This window comes from Thermodesulfobacteriota bacterium (assembly GCA_040757775.1).
Taxonomy (GTDB): domain Bacteria; phylum Desulfobacterota; class UBA8473; order UBA8473; family UBA8473; genus UBA8473.
The window spans coordinates 74139-94695 of the sequence record JBFLWQ010000009.1 but is presented as its reverse complement, the minus strand read 5'-3'; the positions used below and the strand labels follow the sequence as shown (position 1 = coordinate 94695).

Annotated in this window: 18 protein-coding genes and 1 pseudogene; 12 read left to right on the top strand and 7 right to left on the bottom strand. The window is 43.1% G+C overall.

What is annotated here, in order from left to right; genetic code table 11:
* Positions 1-2: 2 nt before the first annotated feature.
* Both AB1401_07670 and AB1401_07665 read right to left on the bottom strand, forming a co-directional pair.
* Positions 3-2513 carry a site-specific DNA-methyltransferase gene (locus tag AB1401_07670; GenBank protein ID MEW6615326.1) on the bottom strand — a complete coding sequence of 837 codons (2511 nt, stop codon included), beginning with the start codon at positions 2511-2513 and terminating at the stop codon, positions 3-5.
* 592 nt (positions 2514-3105) lie between these two features.
* Positions 3106-4470, bottom strand: a complete 1365-nt coding sequence (locus AB1401_07665) for a hypothetical protein (protein MEW6615325.1) — start codon at positions 4468-4470, stop codon at positions 3106-3108.
* Between the two features lie 650 nt (positions 4471-5120).
* Between AB1401_07665 and AB1401_07660 the strand changes: the two genes are divergently transcribed.
* Positions 5121-6713 (top strand): FMN-binding glutamate synthase family protein, encoded by a 1593-nt coding sequence (locus tag AB1401_07660; GenBank protein ID MEW6615324.1) that lies wholly within the window; start codon positions 5121-5123, stop codon positions 6711-6713.
* Between the two features lie 197 nt (positions 6714-6910).
* Here AB1401_07660 and AB1401_07655 read toward each other — a convergent pair whose 3' ends face one another.
* The 3 genes and pseudogenes from AB1401_07655 to AB1401_07645 all read right to left on the bottom strand — a co-directional run bounded on the left by AB1401_07655 (position 6911) and on the right by AB1401_07645 (position 8015).
* On the bottom strand, positions 6911-7069 hold the full coding sequence (locus AB1401_07655) for a hypothetical protein (protein MEW6615323.1): 159 nt from the start codon (positions 7067-7069) through the stop codon (positions 6911-6913).
* A gap of 16 nt (positions 7070-7085) precedes the next feature.
* Positions 7086-7226, bottom strand: a pseudogene (locus AB1401_07650) (zinc ribbon domain-containing protein).
* 261 nt (positions 7227-7487) lie between these two features.
* Complete coding sequence (locus AB1401_07645) at positions 7488-8015, bottom strand: hypothetical protein (protein ID MEW6615322.1); 528 nt, start codon at positions 8013-8015, stop codon at positions 7488-7490.
* A 261-nt stretch (positions 8016-8276) separates the two neighbouring features.
* Here AB1401_07645 and AB1401_07640 point away from each other — a divergent pair, with 261 nt between their 5' ends.
* Positions 8277-9227 (top strand): radical SAM protein, encoded by a 951-nt coding sequence (locus AB1401_07640; protein ID MEW6615321.1) that lies wholly within the window; start codon positions 8277-8279, stop codon positions 9225-9227.
* A gap of 57 nt (positions 9228-9284) precedes the next feature.
* Positions 9285-10034: a type I methionyl aminopeptidase gene (map, locus tag AB1401_07635; GenBank protein ID MEW6615320.1), complete on the top strand. Its 750-nt coding sequence runs from the start codon at positions 9285-9287 to the stop codon at positions 10032-10034.
* A gap of 3 nt (positions 10035-10037) precedes the next feature.
* Here the strand turns inward: map and AB1401_07630 are convergent, their stop codons facing one another.
* Together AB1401_07630 and AB1401_07625 are read right to left on the bottom strand one after the other, a co-directional pair.
* Positions 10038-10679 (bottom strand): hypothetical protein, encoded by a 642-nt coding sequence (locus tag AB1401_07630; GenBank protein MEW6615319.1) that lies wholly within the window; start codon positions 10677-10679, stop codon positions 10038-10040.
* A 27-nt stretch (positions 10680-10706) separates the two neighbouring features.
* The gene (locus AB1401_07625; GenBank protein ID MEW6615318.1) at positions 10707-11018 is read right to left on the bottom strand and encodes a hypothetical protein; all 312 of its coding nucleotides are present in this window, start codon (positions 11016-11018) and stop codon (positions 10707-10709) included.
* A gap of 70 nt (positions 11019-11088) precedes the next feature.
* On the opposite strand from AB1401_07625, the gene AB1401_07620 reads away from it, so the two are divergent.
* From AB1401_07620 to AB1401_07580, 9 genes are all read left to right on the top strand, one after another.
* Positions 11089-11760 carry a GntR family transcriptional regulator gene (locus AB1401_07620; protein ID MEW6615317.1) on the top strand — a complete coding sequence of 224 codons (672 nt, stop codon included), beginning with the start codon at positions 11089-11091 and terminating at the stop codon, positions 11758-11760.
* A gap of 82 nt (positions 11761-11842) precedes the next feature.
* Positions 11843-12991 carry an acyl-CoA dehydrogenase family protein gene (locus tag AB1401_07615; protein ID MEW6615316.1) on the top strand — a complete coding sequence of 383 codons (1149 nt, stop codon included), beginning with the start codon at positions 11843-11845 and terminating at the stop codon, positions 12989-12991.
* A gap of 42 nt (positions 12992-13033) precedes the next feature.
* A complete protein-coding gene (locus AB1401_07610; protein MEW6615315.1) occupies positions 13034-13885 on the top strand; it encodes an enoyl-CoA hydratase-related protein in 852 nt (283 codons plus the stop codon).
* Between the two features lie 53 nt (positions 13886-13938).
* Complete coding sequence (locus AB1401_07605; protein ID MEW6615314.1) at positions 13939-15162, top strand: ABC transporter substrate-binding protein; 1224 nt, start codon at positions 13939-13941, stop codon at positions 15160-15162.
* 38 nt (positions 15163-15200) lie between these two features.
* Positions 15201-16385, top strand: coding sequence for an ABC transporter substrate-binding protein (locus AB1401_07600; protein ID MEW6615313.1), 1185 nt, complete (start codon positions 15201-15203; stop codon positions 16383-16385).
* A gap of 83 nt (positions 16386-16468) precedes the next feature.
* A complete protein-coding gene (locus tag AB1401_07595) occupies positions 16469-17617 on the top strand; it encodes an acyl-CoA dehydrogenase family protein (GenBank protein MEW6615312.1) in 1149 nt (382 codons plus the stop codon).
* 130 nt (positions 17618-17747) lie between these two features.
* Positions 17748-18413, top strand: a complete 666-nt coding sequence (locus AB1401_07590; protein ID MEW6615311.1) for a flavodoxin family protein — start codon at positions 17748-17750, stop codon at positions 18411-18413.
* A gap of 158 nt (positions 18414-18571) precedes the next feature.
* Positions 18572-19705 carry an acyl-CoA dehydrogenase family protein gene (locus tag AB1401_07585; protein ID MEW6615310.1) on the top strand — a complete coding sequence of 378 codons (1134 nt, stop codon included), beginning with the start codon at positions 18572-18574 and terminating at the stop codon, positions 19703-19705.
* Between the two features lie 72 nt (positions 19706-19777).
* A complete protein-coding gene (locus AB1401_07580; GenBank protein MEW6615309.1) occupies positions 19778-20542 on the top strand; it encodes an enoyl-CoA hydratase-related protein in 765 nt (254 codons plus the stop codon).
* The last annotated feature ends 15 nt before the right edge of the window (positions 20543-20557 follow it).

Genomic DNA, 20557 nt, shown 5'->3' with positions numbered 1-20557 from the left:
GATTACTCCAATTCCTTAATAACAAAAGACTCAATACCGCGATTGTCGATAATCTTAACGGCAATCTTATTATTATCCCCGGCAGAAAATGGAATGGACTCTACACCTGAGAATTTTTCCAGCGCGTCTTCATTAACTTCGCTCTTGAGCACCTTGGCGAGTTTTGTCCAGTCACGCTTCTTATCGCCTTCGGGGAAGAAGACCTGATCAGGCATGAGGCTACGCTCATCGTAATCGGTATCTAAAAACCACATAGCAATATGCTTGGTGCCCTTTGAAATAATCTCACCGCAGGTGGGGTCATAATAGTCAAAGCCGTGGAGCTTTACCAAATACCGACCGTCTTTCTGCTTTTTCACTTCCACATCGGGTTGTCCGATGAGCCAGTAGCTTTGGTTCGATGAACGTTTCTTGCGTAAATCTGTGGTGAGGAGGTCAACGCTCATCTGGGCCTTGAGAATGGTCACGCCCGGCCAGTCCATCTGGTCGATGTCTTTGCTCGCTTCTGGGTCAAAGTGAAATGCCGCGAAAATAACAAAGTCCGGTTTTTCTTTAAGGCTTCGCGCTTCGGTAATGGCTGCCTCTGCCTGACGCTGTTCCAGCGGGCCGTAGTCGGGGCCGAAAGAAATGTAGGCCAGTTTGTTGGTGCCGTCTTTTTCAAGCACTTCCGCCCGCGCATGTAGAAACCGTGTAGCGGTCATGGGTTCCACACGGCTAAAAGTTATTGTCCGCCCGCCCACGGCGCGGATGCCAGTGCTTTTCAGTTCATCACGCCATTCCGCCTGCTTGCCGGTCTCACCAATGCGGGCAAGTTCCTGCCCGCTCACTTCCAGCTTCGGCAGATTGCCGTCAAAGGGTTTGACGCGAAGCGAAGGCACCGCCTCCACGGTGAAAGGGCCGGTGACGCGCACGGTACCGCTCACTTTGAACGGCTGGTCGTAAAGTGTTTCCTGTGCGGGTGGTTCGTTATTGGCAATAGATTTTAATGTGACATGAGGTACGGTCTTATATTTGAAGCCACTCTTGATGCCCTGCTCTGGATAGGCAAGTTCAAAGTAGTCAAACTTTGCGGTCATAAGCCTCTGTTTGGCAAGGGTGATGGCCACGCGGCTCGTGTCGCAGGTAATCCAGCGTCGGCCCCACCGCTCTCCCACGAAGGCTGTTGTGCCTGAACCACAGGTGATATCAAGAACGAGGTCGCCTGGGTCTGTGGTCATGAGGAGGCAGCGCTCGATTACTCTTGCTGCTGTCTGGACTACATAGAGTAGACCAGTTCCGATCTGAATTGATTCCCAACGATCGTTCATAGGAACAAAAGGAAAATCATCTACATACCTTTTATACCATAGTTGATTGCCAACCTTGGCTATCCTACCTGCTCTGACGAGTTGCAGACCTCCCTTTTCTGGGTCAGTCTTCCAATGCTTGTTTGGTGGAGCGAAAAAAGTTTCACCATTGAATAAAAAAGGTTTGTTTTCTTTTGCTGCACCATCAGATATAAGGGGGGTGAATCCAAACCGTTTGCCCTCGGGCAAAGGAAGCTCACCTCTGATATGTTCAACTTTCAATCTTATATATTTCCCCTCTTTACTCTCGACGTAGTCATATCTATCCAATGAAGGATGACCTTCCCTCCTTGGTGTATATAGTTGATGATACTTAAACTTGGATTTATCTTTTGCATACCATACCAAAAAGTCAACGGTGACTCCAAGACCATTGCTTGCGATGCTTCCAGTTTTCTGAAATGAAATGATATTGCAGAAATTCTGAACGCCAAACACCTCATCACAAATCTCCCGTACGTGATGCACATTTTCATCGCTGATCTGCACAAATACGCTTCCGCTTTCATTCAATAGTTCCCGAGCTAACAGCAGCCGGTCACGCAAATGGGTAAGATATGAATGAATTTCCAGTTCCCATGTGTCGCGGAAGGCCTGAATCATCTCCGGCTCTGCCGGAATGTCGGCGTCGTTACCGTCCTTCACATCGCGCTTGTTCACAAAAGGTTGGAAGTTGCTGTTGTACTTTATGCCATAGGGGGGGTCTATATAGATCATCTGCACCTTGCCAGCCATGCCTTCTTTTACAAGGAGCGAGTTCATCACGAGAAGCGAATCGCCGGCAATGAGACGGTTGGTCCAGTCCTGCTCGTGGCGGTAAAAGTCGATGGCTTTGACAAGCGGCGGATTGTTTTCAGGTTCGTCGAAAAGGGAAAGCTGCTCTTCTGTTTTTTGCGGCTTAAGAAAAGACTTTACAATCCGGGACGGGTCAATCCGCTCGTGGATATGGAGCGAAACATTCTGCACTTCAACGTTCATGCCCTCTTTTTTACCAGCCCATGAAAGCGTGGGGTCTATGTGCGGGTCGTGCTGATATTTGGTGCGGCCATTGAGTTTATCGGTAGAAGTGGAGACAAGACCGACCGGTGGGTTGTTTTTCCGTTTTTTACCATTGTGGGTGTATGTGTCAATTTCAGTTTTGGGCGTTTTCTTTTTCCCTCGTGGCATGTTAACCTCAAATAATCTAGATTAGACTCATGGTATTTATTTCCGTATCACAGGTATAACGAGCCTGTAGGAAAAGTCCATTTTTAAGAAAGTTTCAAAATATTAGTTGTTATAAATCAATCAGTTACAAATTCATTTTTTAGAAATAAGGGTTTTTCTACAGGTTCAACGCCTGAATTCAGCGGCGGCTGTAAGCCATTCGCTTGATACTCTTAAGGAGAAGCTAAATCTTTACTTGACTCTTTTTGCCTAAAGGTAGTTACTCGTTAGCCGTCTTCTTTCTTTCCAACTATATCGCCGTTTTTGCTGAATCTAAATTTTAGTTTGTCTAAATATGCCTTTTGAGGCGGAACCAGAGATTCATGGGGGTTTTGGGGGTTTTGGGTTTTGGGGTTTTGTGGGGTTTTGGGGACGACCTTTGGGGTTTTGGGGACGACCTTAAATTCGTAAATAACTTTATTGAGCAGTGTAGATATTTAATTATTTAAGGTCGTCCCCTTTCCCTCCTCCTTAGTCATTCATTTGACCCCTGAAGAAAGTTGCCCCTATTTATTCTCCACAAACCCCACTTATAAGTTTTGCGACCACATACTCACATAGCATTGCTTTTGTCTCTCGTAATTAGCTTAAGTTCCTCAGTAATAACTCGCCTGCACATCGACTGAAGTACCCTAAACAGCACTCGTTCTTCGTGGCTAAGCCTATTCTTGCCTCTATGAACGATGCTCGATCTTACATCGTAGATTTCATTGAAGTCTTTGAGAATGTTCTTTCTCTCGCTGTGGCTCCTTCCTATGAGATAAGCACATCTGTTCCCTAACAGTTCTCTTATACTAAGTCTATCTCTATCTGTCTTATCTTTCTTATCTGCCTTATCCTGCTTTCCAAGCAAGATTTCCATTGTTACCATGCTTTGTACAAATGATAGTAGTTGGTTTTGTTCTAAATGGCTGTCAAAAAGCCACTGCGAAGCTAACAAGATATGCTTGGCCTTCTTTCGATTTTTAAATGCCGTCGATACTATATGAAGCTTGTTCTGAATCATCCCTTTTATTCCCTCTCTGTCAAGGCGTCCGCCAAGGTCATCTATTTCAAGCCTGTCAACTACCCCTGAAAGGTCTGAGGGAAGGTCATATTTACTCCATACTTCCCAGTTTTCTCCCAGTTGACGGTGTACAATTAAACCACGCACGGCAGGTAACACCATCCCAAAGGGATGAATGACTGGTCTCTCGTTGATTTTCATCAACCGAACCGCTAAGGAAAGCCCTATGAATTTTTTTATGTTGGCAATTGCTTCATGAACAGGGGCACTTTTCATGGAGTGACCGATGAAGCCTTCGGTATTTATCTGAAGGCATGAACCCTGTTTGTTCCACTGATTCGGCAGGTATCCTAGGTGTGTTGCCAATTCTGGATGAAGATGGATGTGTCCAAGTAGCTGTTCATCCCTTTTTTTATTACCAGACCGCAACGGATAAGTTCTATCAAATGTTTCATCAGAGGAAACAATTCTGAAATTTCTGTCAAACTCATGGTAACCAACTGCCTCTCGTAATTGCTGGCGAATGTTATTAGGAAGTTCAAGTGAGATCAAGTATGACCACGGGAGACTTTCAAAATCGTTGATTAAGCGGCTTGCAACTGCATGTAGGTCTTCATACCCAGGGAGTGTATTTAACAGGATTCCCTCGCTATCGGGGTTGTATGTGCCACTTTCCCCAATATCCCTACTTATTGTTTCGTAGATAAAATCAAAGAGTGGTAGTTCGCTGACATACTGATTTAGTTTGTCCCGGACCTCTCCGGTTGTTGGTAGTATCTCATCAACGTCATAGATATCCATCATCGAATCGGTATCTAGTACGATGTCTTTGATTACTTGGACGTTGGTAAGTTTTACTGCCACTGAATCGATTAGTCGGGATATGCACTCTTGATGCAATCCAAGTGCCATTTAGAATAATCCTTTATTTAATTTAGCAATTGCCCGATCATGCAATTTCACCGCTGTTTTTGAATTTCTTCGGGGAGAACTTCTTTCTCGTGGTCTAGTTCCTAAGAAAGCTCTATACCATACCCGGAAACTCTTTGGTCCTTATTGCCCTTAATTTTTTTGTAATATCATTTGTTACTTATAGAGTCTTCATAAATAAAAAAGGCGCCCTTCCTCTTTGCTCTCTGTAATCTCAGGAACTAAAGAAAGACGCCCTCATAATTACCTCTTTATGATTAGGGGCTACAAACTTATGTCTATAATTTAACCATGCACTTACCTATACCTCAATTATCGATTAAAATCTAGTCTTTTTTTGCTATTTTTACAAGGCCTTTTTAAACACAGGGGAAGTTAATTTTCTCTATAAAGACACTTGGTAAGATTAGAAAAAATTAGTGCTTGACAAACTCTAGAACTTTTCGTATAAACCTATCAGCTAAAACTCACATAATAATTAATACAATGAAGTATTAAATTATTTATACAGTGGGGTATCAGATTAGGAAGTGACAAAGGTGTCCAATAAAGAGGGCACCTTTTTTATTTAAGCAAAGAATAATGGTGTCTAATCAAATTTTTTATTTGGTGTATAGAGAAAGGAGATTTTTATGAATTTACAGCAACCAAACGCAAATGATGCAACCAGAACCACCAACCGCTCCCGGAGTGTAGTCCCGATGAGCGGCCTTTGTACCCGTTGTCTGGACGGTTGCAGGGGAAACTGTGAAGTCTTTAAGGCTACTTTCCGGGGCAGGGAATTGATATATCCTGGCCCATTCGGAGAGGTTACTGCTGGTGGAGACAAAGACTATCCCATTGACTATTCCCATCTCAATATTCAGGGATATGCTCTGGGAGCAGAAGGACTGCCCTCAGGGATTATCGGTAACCCTGATACCGCAACTTTCCCTGCGGTAAATACTGAGACTGAATATGGATGGGATATCAAGGTGAAGATGAGGGTTCCTATTTTTACCGGTGCTTTGGGTTCTACCGAAATAGCCAGGAAGAACTGGGAACATTTTGCCATCGGTGCAGCCATAAGCGGGGTAACATTGGTATGCGGTGAGAACGTTTGCGGTATTGATCCCCAGCTTGAACTCGATTCCAATGGCAAAACTATCAAAGCCCCGGATATGGACAGGCGAATTGAGACCTATCGCAGATACCATCAGGGTTATGGTGAAATTCTTGTTCAAATGAATGTGGAAGATACCAGACTCGGTGTTGCAGAATACGTTAGCAAAAAACACGGTCTTAATACCATTGAATTAAAATGGGGACAGGGGGCTAAGTGTATCGGCGGTGAAATCAAGGTCAACAGCTTAGAGCGGGCTTTGGAACTCCAGAAACGCGGCTATATTGTCACTCCTGACCCTTCCAACCCTACAAATCAGGCTGCCTTCAAGAGTGGTGCAATCAAAGAGTTTGAACGTCACAGCCGACTTGGATTTATAGACGAAGAGGGCTTTTATGCCGAGGTTCAACGTTTGAAGAATCTTGGGTTCAAACGAGTCACTTTGAAAACCGGCGCTTATGGTTTGAGGGAACTGGCTATGGCTATCAAATGGTCATCAAAGGCTAAAATTGATTTACTTACTATTGATGGTGCTCCAGGAGGAACCGGCATGAGTCCCTGGCGGATGATGGAAGAGTGGGGGATGCCCAGTCTTTACCTCCATGCTGCGGCTTACGAATTCTGCAAGAAACTGTCTGCCAAAGGCGAACGCGTCCCAGATGTTGCCTTTGCCGGTGGGTTTAGCAGTGAAGACGGTGTATTCAAGGCACTCGCTATGGGTGCACCTTTTACCAAAGCAGTTTGCATGGGAAGGGCATTGATGATTCCGGGTATGGTTGGTAAAAATATTGCCAAGTGGATCGAAGAAAAGGATCTTCCAAAAACCGTCAGCGAATTTGGCTCAACCCCGGAAGAGATCTTTGTTTGTTATGAAGAAGTTGCAGAGCTGGTTGGCAAAAAAGAGATGAATAATATTCCTTTGGGTGCTTTAGGGATTTACAGTTATAGCCAGAAGATTAAGGTAGGGCTGCAGCAGCTAATGGCCGGTGCCCGATGCTTTAGCATACCTGCAATTACGCGAAGGGAGCTTATGTCCCTGACTGAAGAATGTGCTAAAGTTACCGGAATACCCTATCTGATGGATGCCTACAGAGAAGAAGCTCTGGCAATTCTGGACGCGTAACACTCATCGGTATCTATGATACAAAAAACCCGGCAAAACGCCGGGTTTTTTATTAGTTACAATAGTGACACTCTCGTAAAAAGTCCCCAAAGCCGTCACTCCGGTGAAAGCCGGAGTCTAGAAGTGCTTGAATTTACTGGATTCCGGCTTCCGCCGGAATGACAAGAAAAAGAGTTTCCTGACTTTTTACGAGTCCATCAATAGTCAATGTGAAATGACGAAAGATAGATTGAACCTGTAAAATCAATCCGTTGAGTCTTTGGAAGGGCTACTGACAGAATCATCACTCTTCGTAGTCTCTGTCTTAGTATCTTTCTGGTCAGCACATCCACTTTTTTTCGCATAATCAGTGGCATACCAACCGGTTCCTTTTAAATGAAAGGAACACTGTGAGATTAATTTGGTTACCTCACCTGAACACGATGGACATTTTAAAGGGGGGGGATCAGAGAACTTTTGCAAAATTTCAAATCCCTTCCCGCAATTTTTACAATTATACTCATAGATTGGCAACTTAACTACCCCCTTCTCCTCATCTTGAGACCTTTGAATTTATAATTAAATCACCTTTCTGTCATTCCGTGCTTGACACGGAATCCATTGTTTTCAAGCGGTTCTGGATTCCGGCTTTCGCCGGAATGACACGAGGGAAGCGTTTTTCAAAGGTCTCCTTATGTCAAAAGCTACATCCTAATATAATAATCTTTCCTGTCTTGTCAACAGCCTGCGGGGGAAAAGATACTATCCCCTATTTCTACCTATCCAATTATGAAACTACCCAAGTTCCCATCGGTAACTACGGTAGTGATTCAGGACACGGTTTACCCCCCGGTCTTTCATTGATTTCAGCATCTCATAAGTAATAGAATGGACATTTGCTTCTTCCAACTCTTTTTCTTCAGGTGAAGCAGAAAAGTTCTTAAAGTATTTATTAAATCTTACAACGTGAGAGAGTTCGTGAGTAACTATATATAACATTAATGGCTTTAATTCTATTCTATTAAACGACCTCTTGACAGCATTTAGTATCCTGTTATCCTGCAGGCAAATCCTATAAAGATCAAAGAACAGTGGGGGACTGGAATCTTTCTCTTTTACGCATTCATACTTACATATCTGGGCAAAGGCATTATCCGTTATTTCTACCTGGCTCAGATGTGCAAGCGTTTTAAGCTCGTAATGACAATTCCTCCACTCTTCAGAGGATATGTTGAAATAAGCAGTCACCAGGTCTTCAGCCAGATCTATTGACTCCTCGACCATATATATTTCTTTGTCGCCAAAATGTAAACGTTTTCCCATAACCTTAATCTTCAGGTAACTCCATCTACAGCAAAAGGAATTTTAATAGAATAACCCTCGATGAATTACATCAAAAAATTAATACTGAGGGGAAAAAGTATACTTATCTTCCAAATTTCTTGTTATAAAATATAACCCATGTATGAAAAAATGGCAAGGGATATTTAGATTTTTTTATTTGCAAATTACGATGAATAAAATTATAAATAAAAAAAGTAGAGAAGGATAGGTGTACGAAAAGGAGTGGACAGCTTGAGAGAAGTGAATTTGAATTATATCTTTGGGCCTGTACCTTCCCGAAGGTTAGGCTTTTCTTTAGGAGTTGATATAGTCCCTTTCAAGACATGTACCCTCGACTGTGTGTACTGCCAACTGGGCAGGACAACCAGAAAGACAGTAAAAAGGGGGGAATTTGTAGCACCAAAGGATATCCTTCCTGAGCTGAGCTATGCTCTGCACCAAAGACAGAGTATAGACTACATCACTCTTTCCGGTTCTGGTGAGCCTACCTTAAATTCCAATATCGGAGAGATTATCAACGCGGTCAAAGGGATAACGAATACCCCTGTTGCCGTAATAACCAATGGAACTTTACTTTACCAAAAGGGGGTAAGAAATGCCCTGCGTAACGCTGATCTTGTTATTCCTTCCCTGGACGCTGTTACACAAGAGGTATTTGAGAAAATAAACCGCCCCCATAGTTCATTGGAAGCAGGTCGGATAATCGATGGGTTAAAATCCTTTAGCAGAGAGTTTAGTGGGGAAATATGGCTTGAAATAATGTTTGTCAAGGGGCAAAATGACCATCCTGGCGAAGTGGAAAAGATCAAAACCATAGTTTCGGAGATAGATCCTAAAAAAATTCAGCTCAATACCGTTACTCGTCCCCCCGCTGAAAGTTTTGCAGAAGGGCTATCCGTGGAAGAATTGCAGGCGATAAAAACCATATTGGGGGAAAAATACAGCGTTATAGAAGAATTCCAAAAGAAAGAACAAGATAGCAGTGAAGTAGATATAAAGTCAGCAATAGTCAACCTTGTGAGACGACGCTCGATTACCCTCCTTGATATTTCAAGCTCTCTCGGCATACACATAAACGAAGCAATCAAGTACTTAAAAGACCTTCAGAAACAAAAGATTATACGGATCGTTGTTCACGATGGGCAGGACTACTATAGGCAGATGGACGAGTTTCAGGAAGGTAGCCACTGAATGCCCCCCGGGAAACAGATAACGGAGTTTGGGAAATAGCCTGGAAAAAACGGATATATGATTATTCTAAAGTCTAAAGAAGAGATTGAATTACTGAGAAAGAGTAACTGGATTGTTGTACATATATTAAAGGCATTAAGGAAAATTATCAAACCAGGGATCACTACATTAGAGTTAGATTCCTATGCGGAAGAGCAGATAAAAAAAAGGGGTGCCATCCCTGCATTTAAGGGATACCGCGGTTTCCCGGCGAGTCTGTGTGTTTCTGTTAACGAACAGTTAGTACATGGGATTCCAGATTCAAGGAGGTTAAAAGAAGGGGATATTGTGAGCCTGGACCTGGGCGTAGTTCTCAACGGATTCTATGGTGATGCTGCTATTACTGTCCCTGTTGGGAAGATAAGTCAAGAGGCTGCAAGATTGCTGGATGTTACACAAAATGCCCTCTATAAGGGAATTGAACAGGCTAAAGCAGGAGGCAGACTCCATGATATATCCTATGCTATTCAATCTTGGGTTGAAGGGAACGGTTTCTCTGTAGTAAGGGATTTTGTAGGCCATGGGATAGGCAGAAACCTCCATGAAGAACCACAAATCCCCAATTTCGGTCTCCCCAATAGGGGTGTACAGTTAAAGGCTGGGATGGTATTAGCATTGGAGCCTATGGTTAATGTTGGGACATGGAGGGTTAAGGTTGAACCCGACGGCTGGACAGTCGTAACGATGGACGGGAGTCTATGCGCTCATTTCGAACATACTATTGCAATTACAGATGATGGGCCTGATATTTTAACCTTGATACCTTGACCATTATATACCAATTGATGGTACTAGCCGCTCCTCAACTGCCAGCTCGATATCTCTCACCTTACTGAATCTGCAGAATGTTTTACTGTAGATATCGACAAAGTATATACTCTGGAATCTATCGAAACCTGCCTTTTTAATCGCTGTTACAGAGGAATTATTTGAGGACAGGACAAATGTAAGGACAGTTTGATACCCTTTTTGCCTTCCATAATAGAGTATGGCTGTTAGTATTTTAGGAAAGAGATTACTCCCCCGTAATTCAGGTTTTGTAAAGGCATCATACAGGTATATCTCATTATTTTTCAATCTTATCTTCCTGCCAATTTCCCCTATATATGCTTCACTTGATGCCACCCAGCAATAAGAGACAATTTCCTCTCTAAAGCAAGCAGCACAACAGATGTCCCCCTTTTTTAACCGGTCTTCAAAGATATCACTGTGTTGGTTACACCCATTAATCAGTGTTTCTTTTGTGTCAGAGGATTCATCAGTAATAAAATGTATCTCGGGAGAGATATTTTCCCTCACATATGGTATTTCTTTCCTTAAATTGAAAGAGAACAGCAACAGAGTTCCATAGTTGACCCAATCCCACTCTTTTTCTTTAGTGTACAGTTTCACTAAGTCATTATCAGTCAGCATATTTTTACGAGTCCATCAACCTTTGGTTCACTTTTGGGAACTGTAGAAGTTTATCAAAAACTCTGCGTCTTTGGGGGATAGGTTGAAATGCAAAATAGCTTTATTTACAAGTTGTTGCACAGCTTGATCAGGGTTTTCCTGCAATTGTTCAGAAATCCATTTTACTGCCCTTTTTATATCTTCCCCTTTTGGTAAGATGGAACTCATAGTTACATACTCCTTTACAATAGATTCTTTTGTTAGTGGTATCCATCCATAAATAATAGCCTCCCGTATAACTATGTCAAGGACTTTTTTGGGTAAGTTTAAATTGCAATCATTTAAATTAATTCTTGACAACTTTATATATAATATATAATATATTATATATTATAGTGTCAAGTCTTTTATTGAGAAGAAAGGAAGATCGATGTTCAAGACAATTTCGAAAGAAGTGAATTCGTTAAGCAGTGTAGTTTTTAATGCGCTCAAAAAAGCGATTTTCTCAGGTCAGTTGAAGCCCGGACAAAGGCTTGTAGAGTCGTCTCTGGCTGCTCAGTTTGGGGTAAGTTCTATTCCTCTAAGGGAAGCTATAAAGAAACTGGAAGCAGAAAAGCTTGTAGAAGTAATTCCATATAAGGGAGCTCATGTTGCGAAAGCTTCGCCTCAGGATATAGAATACATGTATACCATTGTGGGAGTACTGGAAGGATATGCAGCAAAATTGGTGACTCCCATGTTAAAGCCATTACATCTGAATAAATTGAAAAATCTTCACCTTCAGATGCAGAAGGAAGAGTTAAAAAAAGAGGGGAAGAATTGGCTTAAGGTAAATAATGAATTCCATCGTATCTTTTTAGATGTTTGCCCACTGACGAACTGGACAAATTTAATATATGATAAGATTGGTTCTCTTGGCCAGTATTGGTATATTGCGTTTTCTATCCCTGGATTGCTGGATAATGGAATACTTGGACATGGAAGAATCATAGATGCCTTTGAAAAGAAGGAATCAGAGTTAGTTAGAAACCTGGTTGAAAGCCATAGAATAATAACAGGTCAAGTGCTGAGAAAGCATCTTGAGAATATAGAAGTGGCCTAGTTTGAGTATTCTAAACGAGCTAATAATATTTCGAAAGAATGACACAAAATGAACAAATAAATGTTAGGAAAGGAGGAACTGAATGGATTTCAAATTTACAGAAGCACAGGAGATATTGAGAAAAAGCGTCCATGACTTTGTTGAAAAGGAATGCCCAAGAGAGTATGTAAGGAAGCTCGACGAAAACAAGGAGTATCCTTACGAAGTCTATGACAAGATGGTCAAGTTAGGCTGGATGGGCTTGCCTTACCCTGAGGAGTACGGGGGCAGCAATTGTGGTGCTGTGGAGTTTCTTATAGTCACCGAAGAACTGGCCCGTTATGCTTACGACATGGCCGCAGTCTGGGGGATTCCTGTGCTTATGGGTCTCAATATTATAGCTCACGGGACTGAGGAGCAGAAGAGTCTTTACATACCCAGGATATTAAACGGAACGGTGAGATTTTCCATTTCCATCACCGAGCCTGGTGCCGGCAGTGATTCTGCTGCCGTATCTACAGAGGCGGTGCCGGATGGGAATGATTACATCCTGAACGGGCAGAAGGTTTTTTCTACCGGAGCGCATCTTAAGGACAATATAATTCATATGGTAGCCAGAACCGACAAGACGGTCAAGAAACACAGGGGTTTGACTATATTTATGGTTGATTCCCGATCGCCGGGCCTTGACATTCGCAGGTTGAATACTCTGGGGAGGCACATAATCGGCACCAATGAGATATTCATAGAGAACGTCAGGGTTTCGAAGGATAACATTCTGGGAGGGGTGAATAAAGGGTGGGATGCTCTTTTATCCCAGCTTGAGCACGAAAGGCTCTTTACTTGCGGGCTGTATGTGGGCAACGGCAAGCAGGCGGTTGCTGACTCCATTCAATACGCAAAGGAGAGGGAGCAGTTTGGTCAGCCCATAGGCAATTTTCAGGCTATCGGGCATATGCTGGCGGACATGTATACCGAGGTACAGGCAGCACGTCTTCTTACATACCATGTGGCAAACATGATTGATGAAGGGATTCCTTGTATAAAGGAAGTTTCTATGGCCAAGCTTTTTGGTTCAGAGACACTGGCCAGGGTTACGAATAAGGGTATGCAGATACTTGGAGGGTATGGCTTTATGATGGAGTACGACATGCAGCGTTATTTTCGTGATGCCAGGGTTGCAACAGTAACCGCAGGTACTTCTCAGATTCAGAGGACTATTATCGCCAGGCAGCTGGGGCTTAAGGTATAAAATAACTATACAACTTTTTTTATTACAGATGGAGGCGGAAAAATGGGATGGACTGAATGGAAACAGATAGAGAAATTTGGTTTTAAGGACATAATCTACGAAAGCAAGTACCACAGCGAAGGAGGAGGAGTAGGGAGAATCACTATCAACAGGCCTAAGGTCTATAATGCATTCACGGGCGATACCGTAGATGAGATGTGTATCGCATTGGACGATGCCAGTCATGATAAGACTCTAGGTGCTGTAGTTCTTACAGGCACTGGCGACAAAGCTTTTTGTACCGGAGGTGATGTATCATGGGAAAAGGAAGGGCAGGATGATCCGAGGAGGGGTTCCCGATTTGTCCTCTCAGGGGGCAGACCTGTAGTAAACTCCTTTGTTCGCAGATGCCGAAAGCCTGTGATAGCAGCGGTAAAAGGCTATGCAATCGGGGGAGGCAATCACCTGGCGTATATGTGTGATTTTACCATTGCAGCAGATAATGCTAAATTCGGGCAAACTGGGCCACGGGTGGGAAGCCCTGCTGACGGTTTCTGTGTTGCCTATCTAACCTTTGTTGTGGGTGCTAAAAAGGCGAGAGAAATCTGGATGTTGACCAAACAGTATACTGCCCAGGAGGCATTAGAGATGGGGTTGGTTAATGCAGTAGTCCCTCTTGAAAAACTGGATGAAGAAGTGGACAGTTGGTGTGAACGGATTCTAGCTCATTCTCCGGACTGCATATCAATATTAAAGGCCAGTTTTGATAGTGTTATTGACTATCTTGATGGATCTCTGGGACGATTCCAGAACCTTATTGCCCCGGATTTCTTCGATGGCATGGATGTCAGAGAAGCCCAGGGCGCCTTCTTTGAAAAGAGAAAACCAAATTTCTGGAAACACCGGTCAAAATAATATGGTGAGTGGCATTCCACAGGGAAGCTACTTAGCAAAAGGGAGGTAACACCATGGAAAAGAAAGATGCATTTTGTCGGTACAGGTTCGTGGGTGCAGTTTTTTTGTTTTTGTTTTCTTCCTTATTTCTTGGAAGCCTCTTTGTGTATGCAGGAGGGGTTAGAGGTGTAACGGATGATACCATTGACATCGGAGTCATATTGGCTCAAACTGGTCCTGTGGCAGATACAACCGTACCCATAACCGAGGGGATCAGGAACTACTTCCAATACATAAACGAACAGGGGGGCATTTACAACCGCAAGGTTAAATTGATCGTAGAAGATGACCGATATACTATACCATTAGCCATGGCAGCCTTCAAGAAATTGATCTTTAGAGATGAAGTTCTTACGATCCTTGGTATGGGAGGGAGTGGACAGACCAAGGCTTTTTATCATAGCATAGAAAAGAATAGAGTGCCAGGTATCATCATAAGTCTAGCTGAGGACATGATCAAGCCATGTAAACGGTATCTTTTTATCCCATGTGCTACGTATGAGGATGAGATTAAAGTCATTTTCAAGTACTTAATAGAGGATTTAAGAGTCATAAACCCAAGGATAGGCTTTATTAACTTGGATATCGAATATGGTAAAATTGGTAGGGCTGCGGCTGTGAAGACAGCTGAGTCCTATGGCATCAAGATGGTTGCCATGGAAATAATTAATCTTGCAGCTACAGAGGCTACAACACAGGTACTTGCCATGAAGAAAGCCAAGGTAAACCATGTGATCTTGCAGACAAGTAATGTAACAGCTGCTGCATTCTTACGTTCAGCAAAGATGCTTGACTTTAATAGTAACTTTATCGGAACCTATTATGTATGTGATGACGATGTTGTGAGAATAGCTGGCGACGCAGCACGTAATCTTATCGGGGTTCATTCTTTTGCTTCATGGCACGAGGATGCAGAGGGGGTAGCTCAAATGAGGGGAATTACCCTTAGATACAAGCCTGGCACAGAAAAGCCGATGCGTAATAAGTTCTATACCCAGGGATGGGCTATTGCCTTAATATGCGCTGAAGGTTTGAAGAAAGCAGGCCGCGATCTGACCATAGAGGGCTTTGTCGATGGTATAGAGAATATACGTAACCTAGATACTGCTGGAATTACCGCTCCCATCACTTACAGTTCTACCAAACATAAACCAAGTGATGCTTGCAAAATGTATAAGGCCGATATAGCCAATAAAAGAGTTGTTCCAATTTCAGGCTGGTTAACGCCAAAAGAATAATACATTATCTAATCTTTGAAGCAAAGGAGGTGCCAATCATGAGAAAAGAAAAAGTCTTTACAATATTTGTTGTAACCTTGTTTGTCTTAGGAATAACTCATGTTTACGGTGAGGATGTTCGAGGTGTTAGTAAAGATACTATTAAAGTGGGGCTTATAGCCGATATGACAGGACCTGTTACAGCGGTCACCGTTCCCATGAGCAACGGCATTAAGAATTACTTAAGGTATCTTAATGAGCAAGGAGGAATCCATGGTAGAAAGATAAGGCTCATTCATGAAGATGATAGGTATTCAGTTCCATTGACCCTTGCAGCATTCAAAAAGCTCGTCTTTAGAGACGGGATACTTACTTGTATTATGGTTACTGGAACAGCGAATATTTCTGCCCTGATGCCCCACTATGAAAAGCAAAAACTGCCGATTATATCTGTAAGTTCGGCTGAGATAATAGTCAAGCCGGTAAAACGATATGTCTTTACAGTACAAGATACTTACCAGAATCGGGTAAAAACCGTGATTGACTATATATTGAAAGATTTAAAGGCAAAGAACCCTGTATTAGCCTGTGCCAATCTTGATAACGAAAGTGGGAGGACAATCTCAAGGGCGATTCAGGAAACAGTAAAGCCTTTGGGAATCAAGTTTCACGAAGAGTACATTTCTCCTGCGGCAATAGATGCCACATCACAGGTAATGAATTCGAGAAGGGCTAAAGCAAATTATGTTATCTTGGGTGGTAGTGATGGAACGGCGATCTGCTTCTTAAGAGATGCGTATAAGATAGGTTACAAACCCCAGTTCATAGGAACACTTTTCTCAAATAGTGAGGCAATTATAGAGATAGCCGGCAGGGCTGCTGATGGCTACATCTGTGATAATCCTTTTGCTCTATGGGGTGATGCTGCCAAAGGGGTACAAGAAATGATGAGGATAACCGAAGGATATCTTCCGGGGAAACGCCAGACCGTTGACTATACTGTAGGTTGGGTTAAGAGTATGATCCTTGCCGAGGGAATAAAGAGGGGAGGAGAAGGTTTGAACAGTGAAAGCCTTGTTGAGGGGATAGAAACCATCCGAGGCTTTGATACAGAAGGTCTCACAGGCCCTCTTACCTATGGTTCCGATGATCATAAGGGCGGGAACTATACAAGGTTTTTGAAGGCATATCTGAAAAATAAGACTTTTATTCCCATTACCGAATGGAGAAGATCCTCGGACTAATCTTTCTTACATTCTGGCAATGCAACTGGTGAATACATCGATACAGTGGGTATCGAAAAATTAAGCGGGGGGAGGGACAGACTATGTTCGATCTTACTGATGAGCAGAAAATGATTCGGGATACTGTCAGGAAATTGGGGGCTGAAAAGTTAACCCCAATGATCAAGGAGATGGAGGAGAATGATGAGTCTCCACAGGAAGTTGTTGATATATTGGGCGACAACGGCCTTTTACGGATTGTCTTACCGGAAAAATACGGTGGAGCGAATGCCAACGCCACCACGCTGTGCATAATTATTGAAGAACTTGCGAGGTATTGTCTTGCCGCTGCCCAAATTACAGCTGGGACATGGGTGGTTTCAAATATTATTGTCTCCAACGGGAATGACGAGCAAAAGGAGAGAATTTTCAGCGAGATGGCTAAGACCAACAAAACCTGTGCTATTGCCATTACTGAGCCAAACTACGGGTCGAATGTTGCAAATATGCAAACAAAGGCTGTCTTGAACGGAGATACCTATATCCTTAATGGAACAAAGTGCTTTATATCCGGTGGATTAACCGCTGATTATCTGGTGGTTTTCGCTCGCACTGGACCAGGCGAAAAAGCAAAGGGTATAAGTGCCTTTGTGATAGAAAAGGACACTCCAGGATTTAAGGGGGGGAAGAAGGAAAAGAAGATGGGATTCCGGGGAGTTCCCATGAGAGAGCTTATCTTTGAGGATTCTAGAGTACCGAAAGCTAACCGATTACTGAATGAGGGAGATGGTTGGAAGATACTTATGGTGGATGGAAATATGATGAGGGTGTGGGGTACCGGTACAATGGCTTTGGGGCTCGCTCAGGGCGCATTGGATCATGCCATAGAGTATGCAAAGCAGAGGATTCAGTTTGACAGACCTATAGCACAGTTTCAGGCCATACAGTTTAAACTGGCCGACATGGCTATGGGGATAGAGGCTGCGCGTTCACTCATATACAGGACCGCTGCCATGATTGACAGTGGACAAGCGAACTTCAACATGATAGAGGCTATGGTAGCTATGTCCAAGTGTTTCGCTTCGGATACGGCCATGCACGTTACTACCGAAGCTGTGCAGATTCACGGTGGATATGGATACATGGAAGACTATCCGGTGGAACGACTTATGAGGGATGCAAAAGGAGCTCAGATCGCCGATGGAACGAATGAGATTCAGAGAGTGGTGATTTCGAGGTACGTGCTATCTTAGAAAGGAGGTAGAATTATTCTTTCAATTAATGAAAGGCAATCCTGTACCATGGTTATAGACCAGTTATTGACTCAACTACGATCTGTTGAGTGTGAGGTCATAGATATACAAATGCAAGGAGGAAAGAAGAATGGATATTAATGTCTTGGGAATCTGTGGGAGCCCGATTAAAGGGGGAAATACCGAAACTTTTTTAAGAGAGGCCATGAAGGATATAGAAGGCATGGAGTCTGTCAAGACAGAGATGATTTCTGTCGTGGGAAAAAACATAAGTGACTGCAGGCATTGTAACTGGTGCTTGAGAAAACAGGAGGAGGGGAAATTTTGTGCTATCCAGGATGATATGGTTGATATCTTCCCTAAAGTTCTCAATTCAGATGTACTACTGTTGGCTTCTCCTGCCTATGTGTGCAGGGTTTCCGGATACCTTGCAACGCTAATGGACAGACTTCGCGCTTGTGCTTTTGGTAACGTTTATGAAGGTAAACTAAAAGATAAAGTAGGTGGGGCTTTCGCAGTTGGCTGGATGAGGCACGGTGGTATAGAGACCACTCTACTCAGTATTAACTACCTCTTCTTTGGTTTTGAGATGATACCCGCAAGTGTGCATCACCCAGGTACAATTTTTGGTGCGGGAGGGACATCCAGCTTTGGTGGTACAGGAAACTTTGATCCTAAAGATAAGCTTGGCATATTAAAAGATGAATACGGATTAAATGGAGCAAGGGCGCTAGCCAGACGGACTGTAGAACTGGCAAAAATAATAAAAGCAGGTAAGCAGGCATTAGAAATGTAATTAAACATAAAAATCAATCGGTAGGAAAGGCGTCTCGCCTATCAGAACATTTATGGTAATGTCAAAACTTCTTCCTATTCCCTTAACTCAAGGCTTTTACCAGCGTGACAGCTGTGGCATGATTCTTTAATAGTTCGAAATAGAAGGAGGAAAAGTAAGTGAATTTTGATTTTACAGAACAACAAAGGATCTTTCAGGATTCAATCAGGAAGTTTGCCCTTAAAGAGATGGCCCCACTTGTTGATAAGGCTGAAGAAACAAAAACCTTCCCTATAGAGTTATACCCAAAAATGGGCGCCCAGGGTTACCTATGTGTTAGCTATGACGAGAAGTATGGAGCTGCAGGGGCAGACAAAGTCTGTGATGCCATTTTGAACATGGAGGTTGGAAGGGTCTCACTGGCGTTCTGTTCAGCACTCGGTGGTCAGACATTGGCTACATTCCCCTTGAAAGTCTTTGGAAGTGAAGACCAGAAAGATAAATACTTTCCTGTAGCTATTTCAGGGGAGAAGATCTTTGCATTCGCAATGACAGAACCGAATGCCGGTTCTGATGCCGCTGGTATCGAAACAACGGCAAAGAGGGATGGTGATAGTTACATCATAAACGGAACGAAGATGTTTGTTACAAATGCTCCTTATGCCGATTTCATCACGATTTCAGCCAGTACCAATCGAAGTAAAGGGATAAAGGGAATAGCGATCTTTATAATTGAGAGAGGCACACCTGGTTTGCAGAACATAAAGTTAGAAAAGATGGGGCTTCATTCTTCTGAAACATCAGAGCTGGTCTTTGAAGACTGCCGTGTTCCTGCAGAGTGTCTTATAGGACCTGCTGAAGGGGGGTTCCCTGTCCTGATGGAGGCTCTCAATGAGAGCCGGATCTCTGTAGCAGCAATGATTGCGGGAACTGCAGAGGCAGCTTTTGAAGCCGGGCTCAGCTATTCCAAGGAAAGAGTCGCCTTTGGGCAACCGATATGCAAATTCCAGATTAACCGCTTCAAGCTGGCACAGATGGCGATGATGGTTGAGATATCCAAGCTCCTTGTTTTCAAAGCTGCCTGGCTATGCGATCAGAAGAAACCATTTGCGAAAGAGGCATCGATGGCGAAGCTTTTTGCGAGCGAGGCCGCCTGTCGTATTACGCACCAAGCCGTTCAACTCCATGGAGGTTACGGCTACATGAGAGAGTATCCTGTTGAACGTTACTTCAGAGACGCACGAGTAGGAACCATCTTTGAAGGGACGTCTGAAATCCAGCACGAGATTATTGCTAAGTTCATGGGTATTTAAGAAATATATAAGGTGCAAAACCTTTTTATAGCCAAACGATCAGCAATATAAATTTAAGAAATGGAGGATATTATGAGATTTGGTGATGTTTTATATGAGAAGAAAAACAAAGTTGCTATATTAACCCTTGATGACCAGAAAAAACTGAACGCACTCAGCCCAGGTATAAGGAAAGGTTTAAAAGAGGGCTTTACAGAATCTGAGAAGGATGCTGACGTAAAAGCAGCTATCGTAACAGGAGCAGGAAGAGCTTTCTGCGCTGGAGCAGATATCAGCGGATTTGACTTTGATCCTGTCAGTGTTAAAGTATTTCTTGATGATGTCTTTCAGGCACTAACCATAGGTGAAAAAGTGAAGAAGCCTGTCATTGCTGCGGTAAACGGACTCGCTCTGGGTGGTGGTCTTGAGCTGGCTATCAGTTGTGATATAATAATTGCTTCGGAAAAAGCAAAGTTCGGGGTACCGGAGATAAACCTGGGATTGCTACCTGGTTTTGCTATAGTTCGTCTTCATCAGATAATCGGAAGGTCGAAATCGAAAGAGATGACGATGACTGGGGAGCCTATTTCCGCTGAAGAGGCATTTCGCCTCAATTTAGTGAGTAAAGTTGTACCTCACGAAAATCTTATGAATGAGGCAATGGAACTCGCTGAAAAAATTGCTTCTAAACCAGCTATTGCAATACGCTTAGCCAAATCCTCAATTAATAGAATGCTTGGCGGGGAAGAAATAGTTTATGCATGTGATGCCATGCCATCTCTTTTTGCTACAGAGGATACCCGGGAAGGAATAAGAGCTTTCTTAGAAAAAAGAAAACCTGTATTCAAAGACAGATAATCTCCTTCCGGCGAA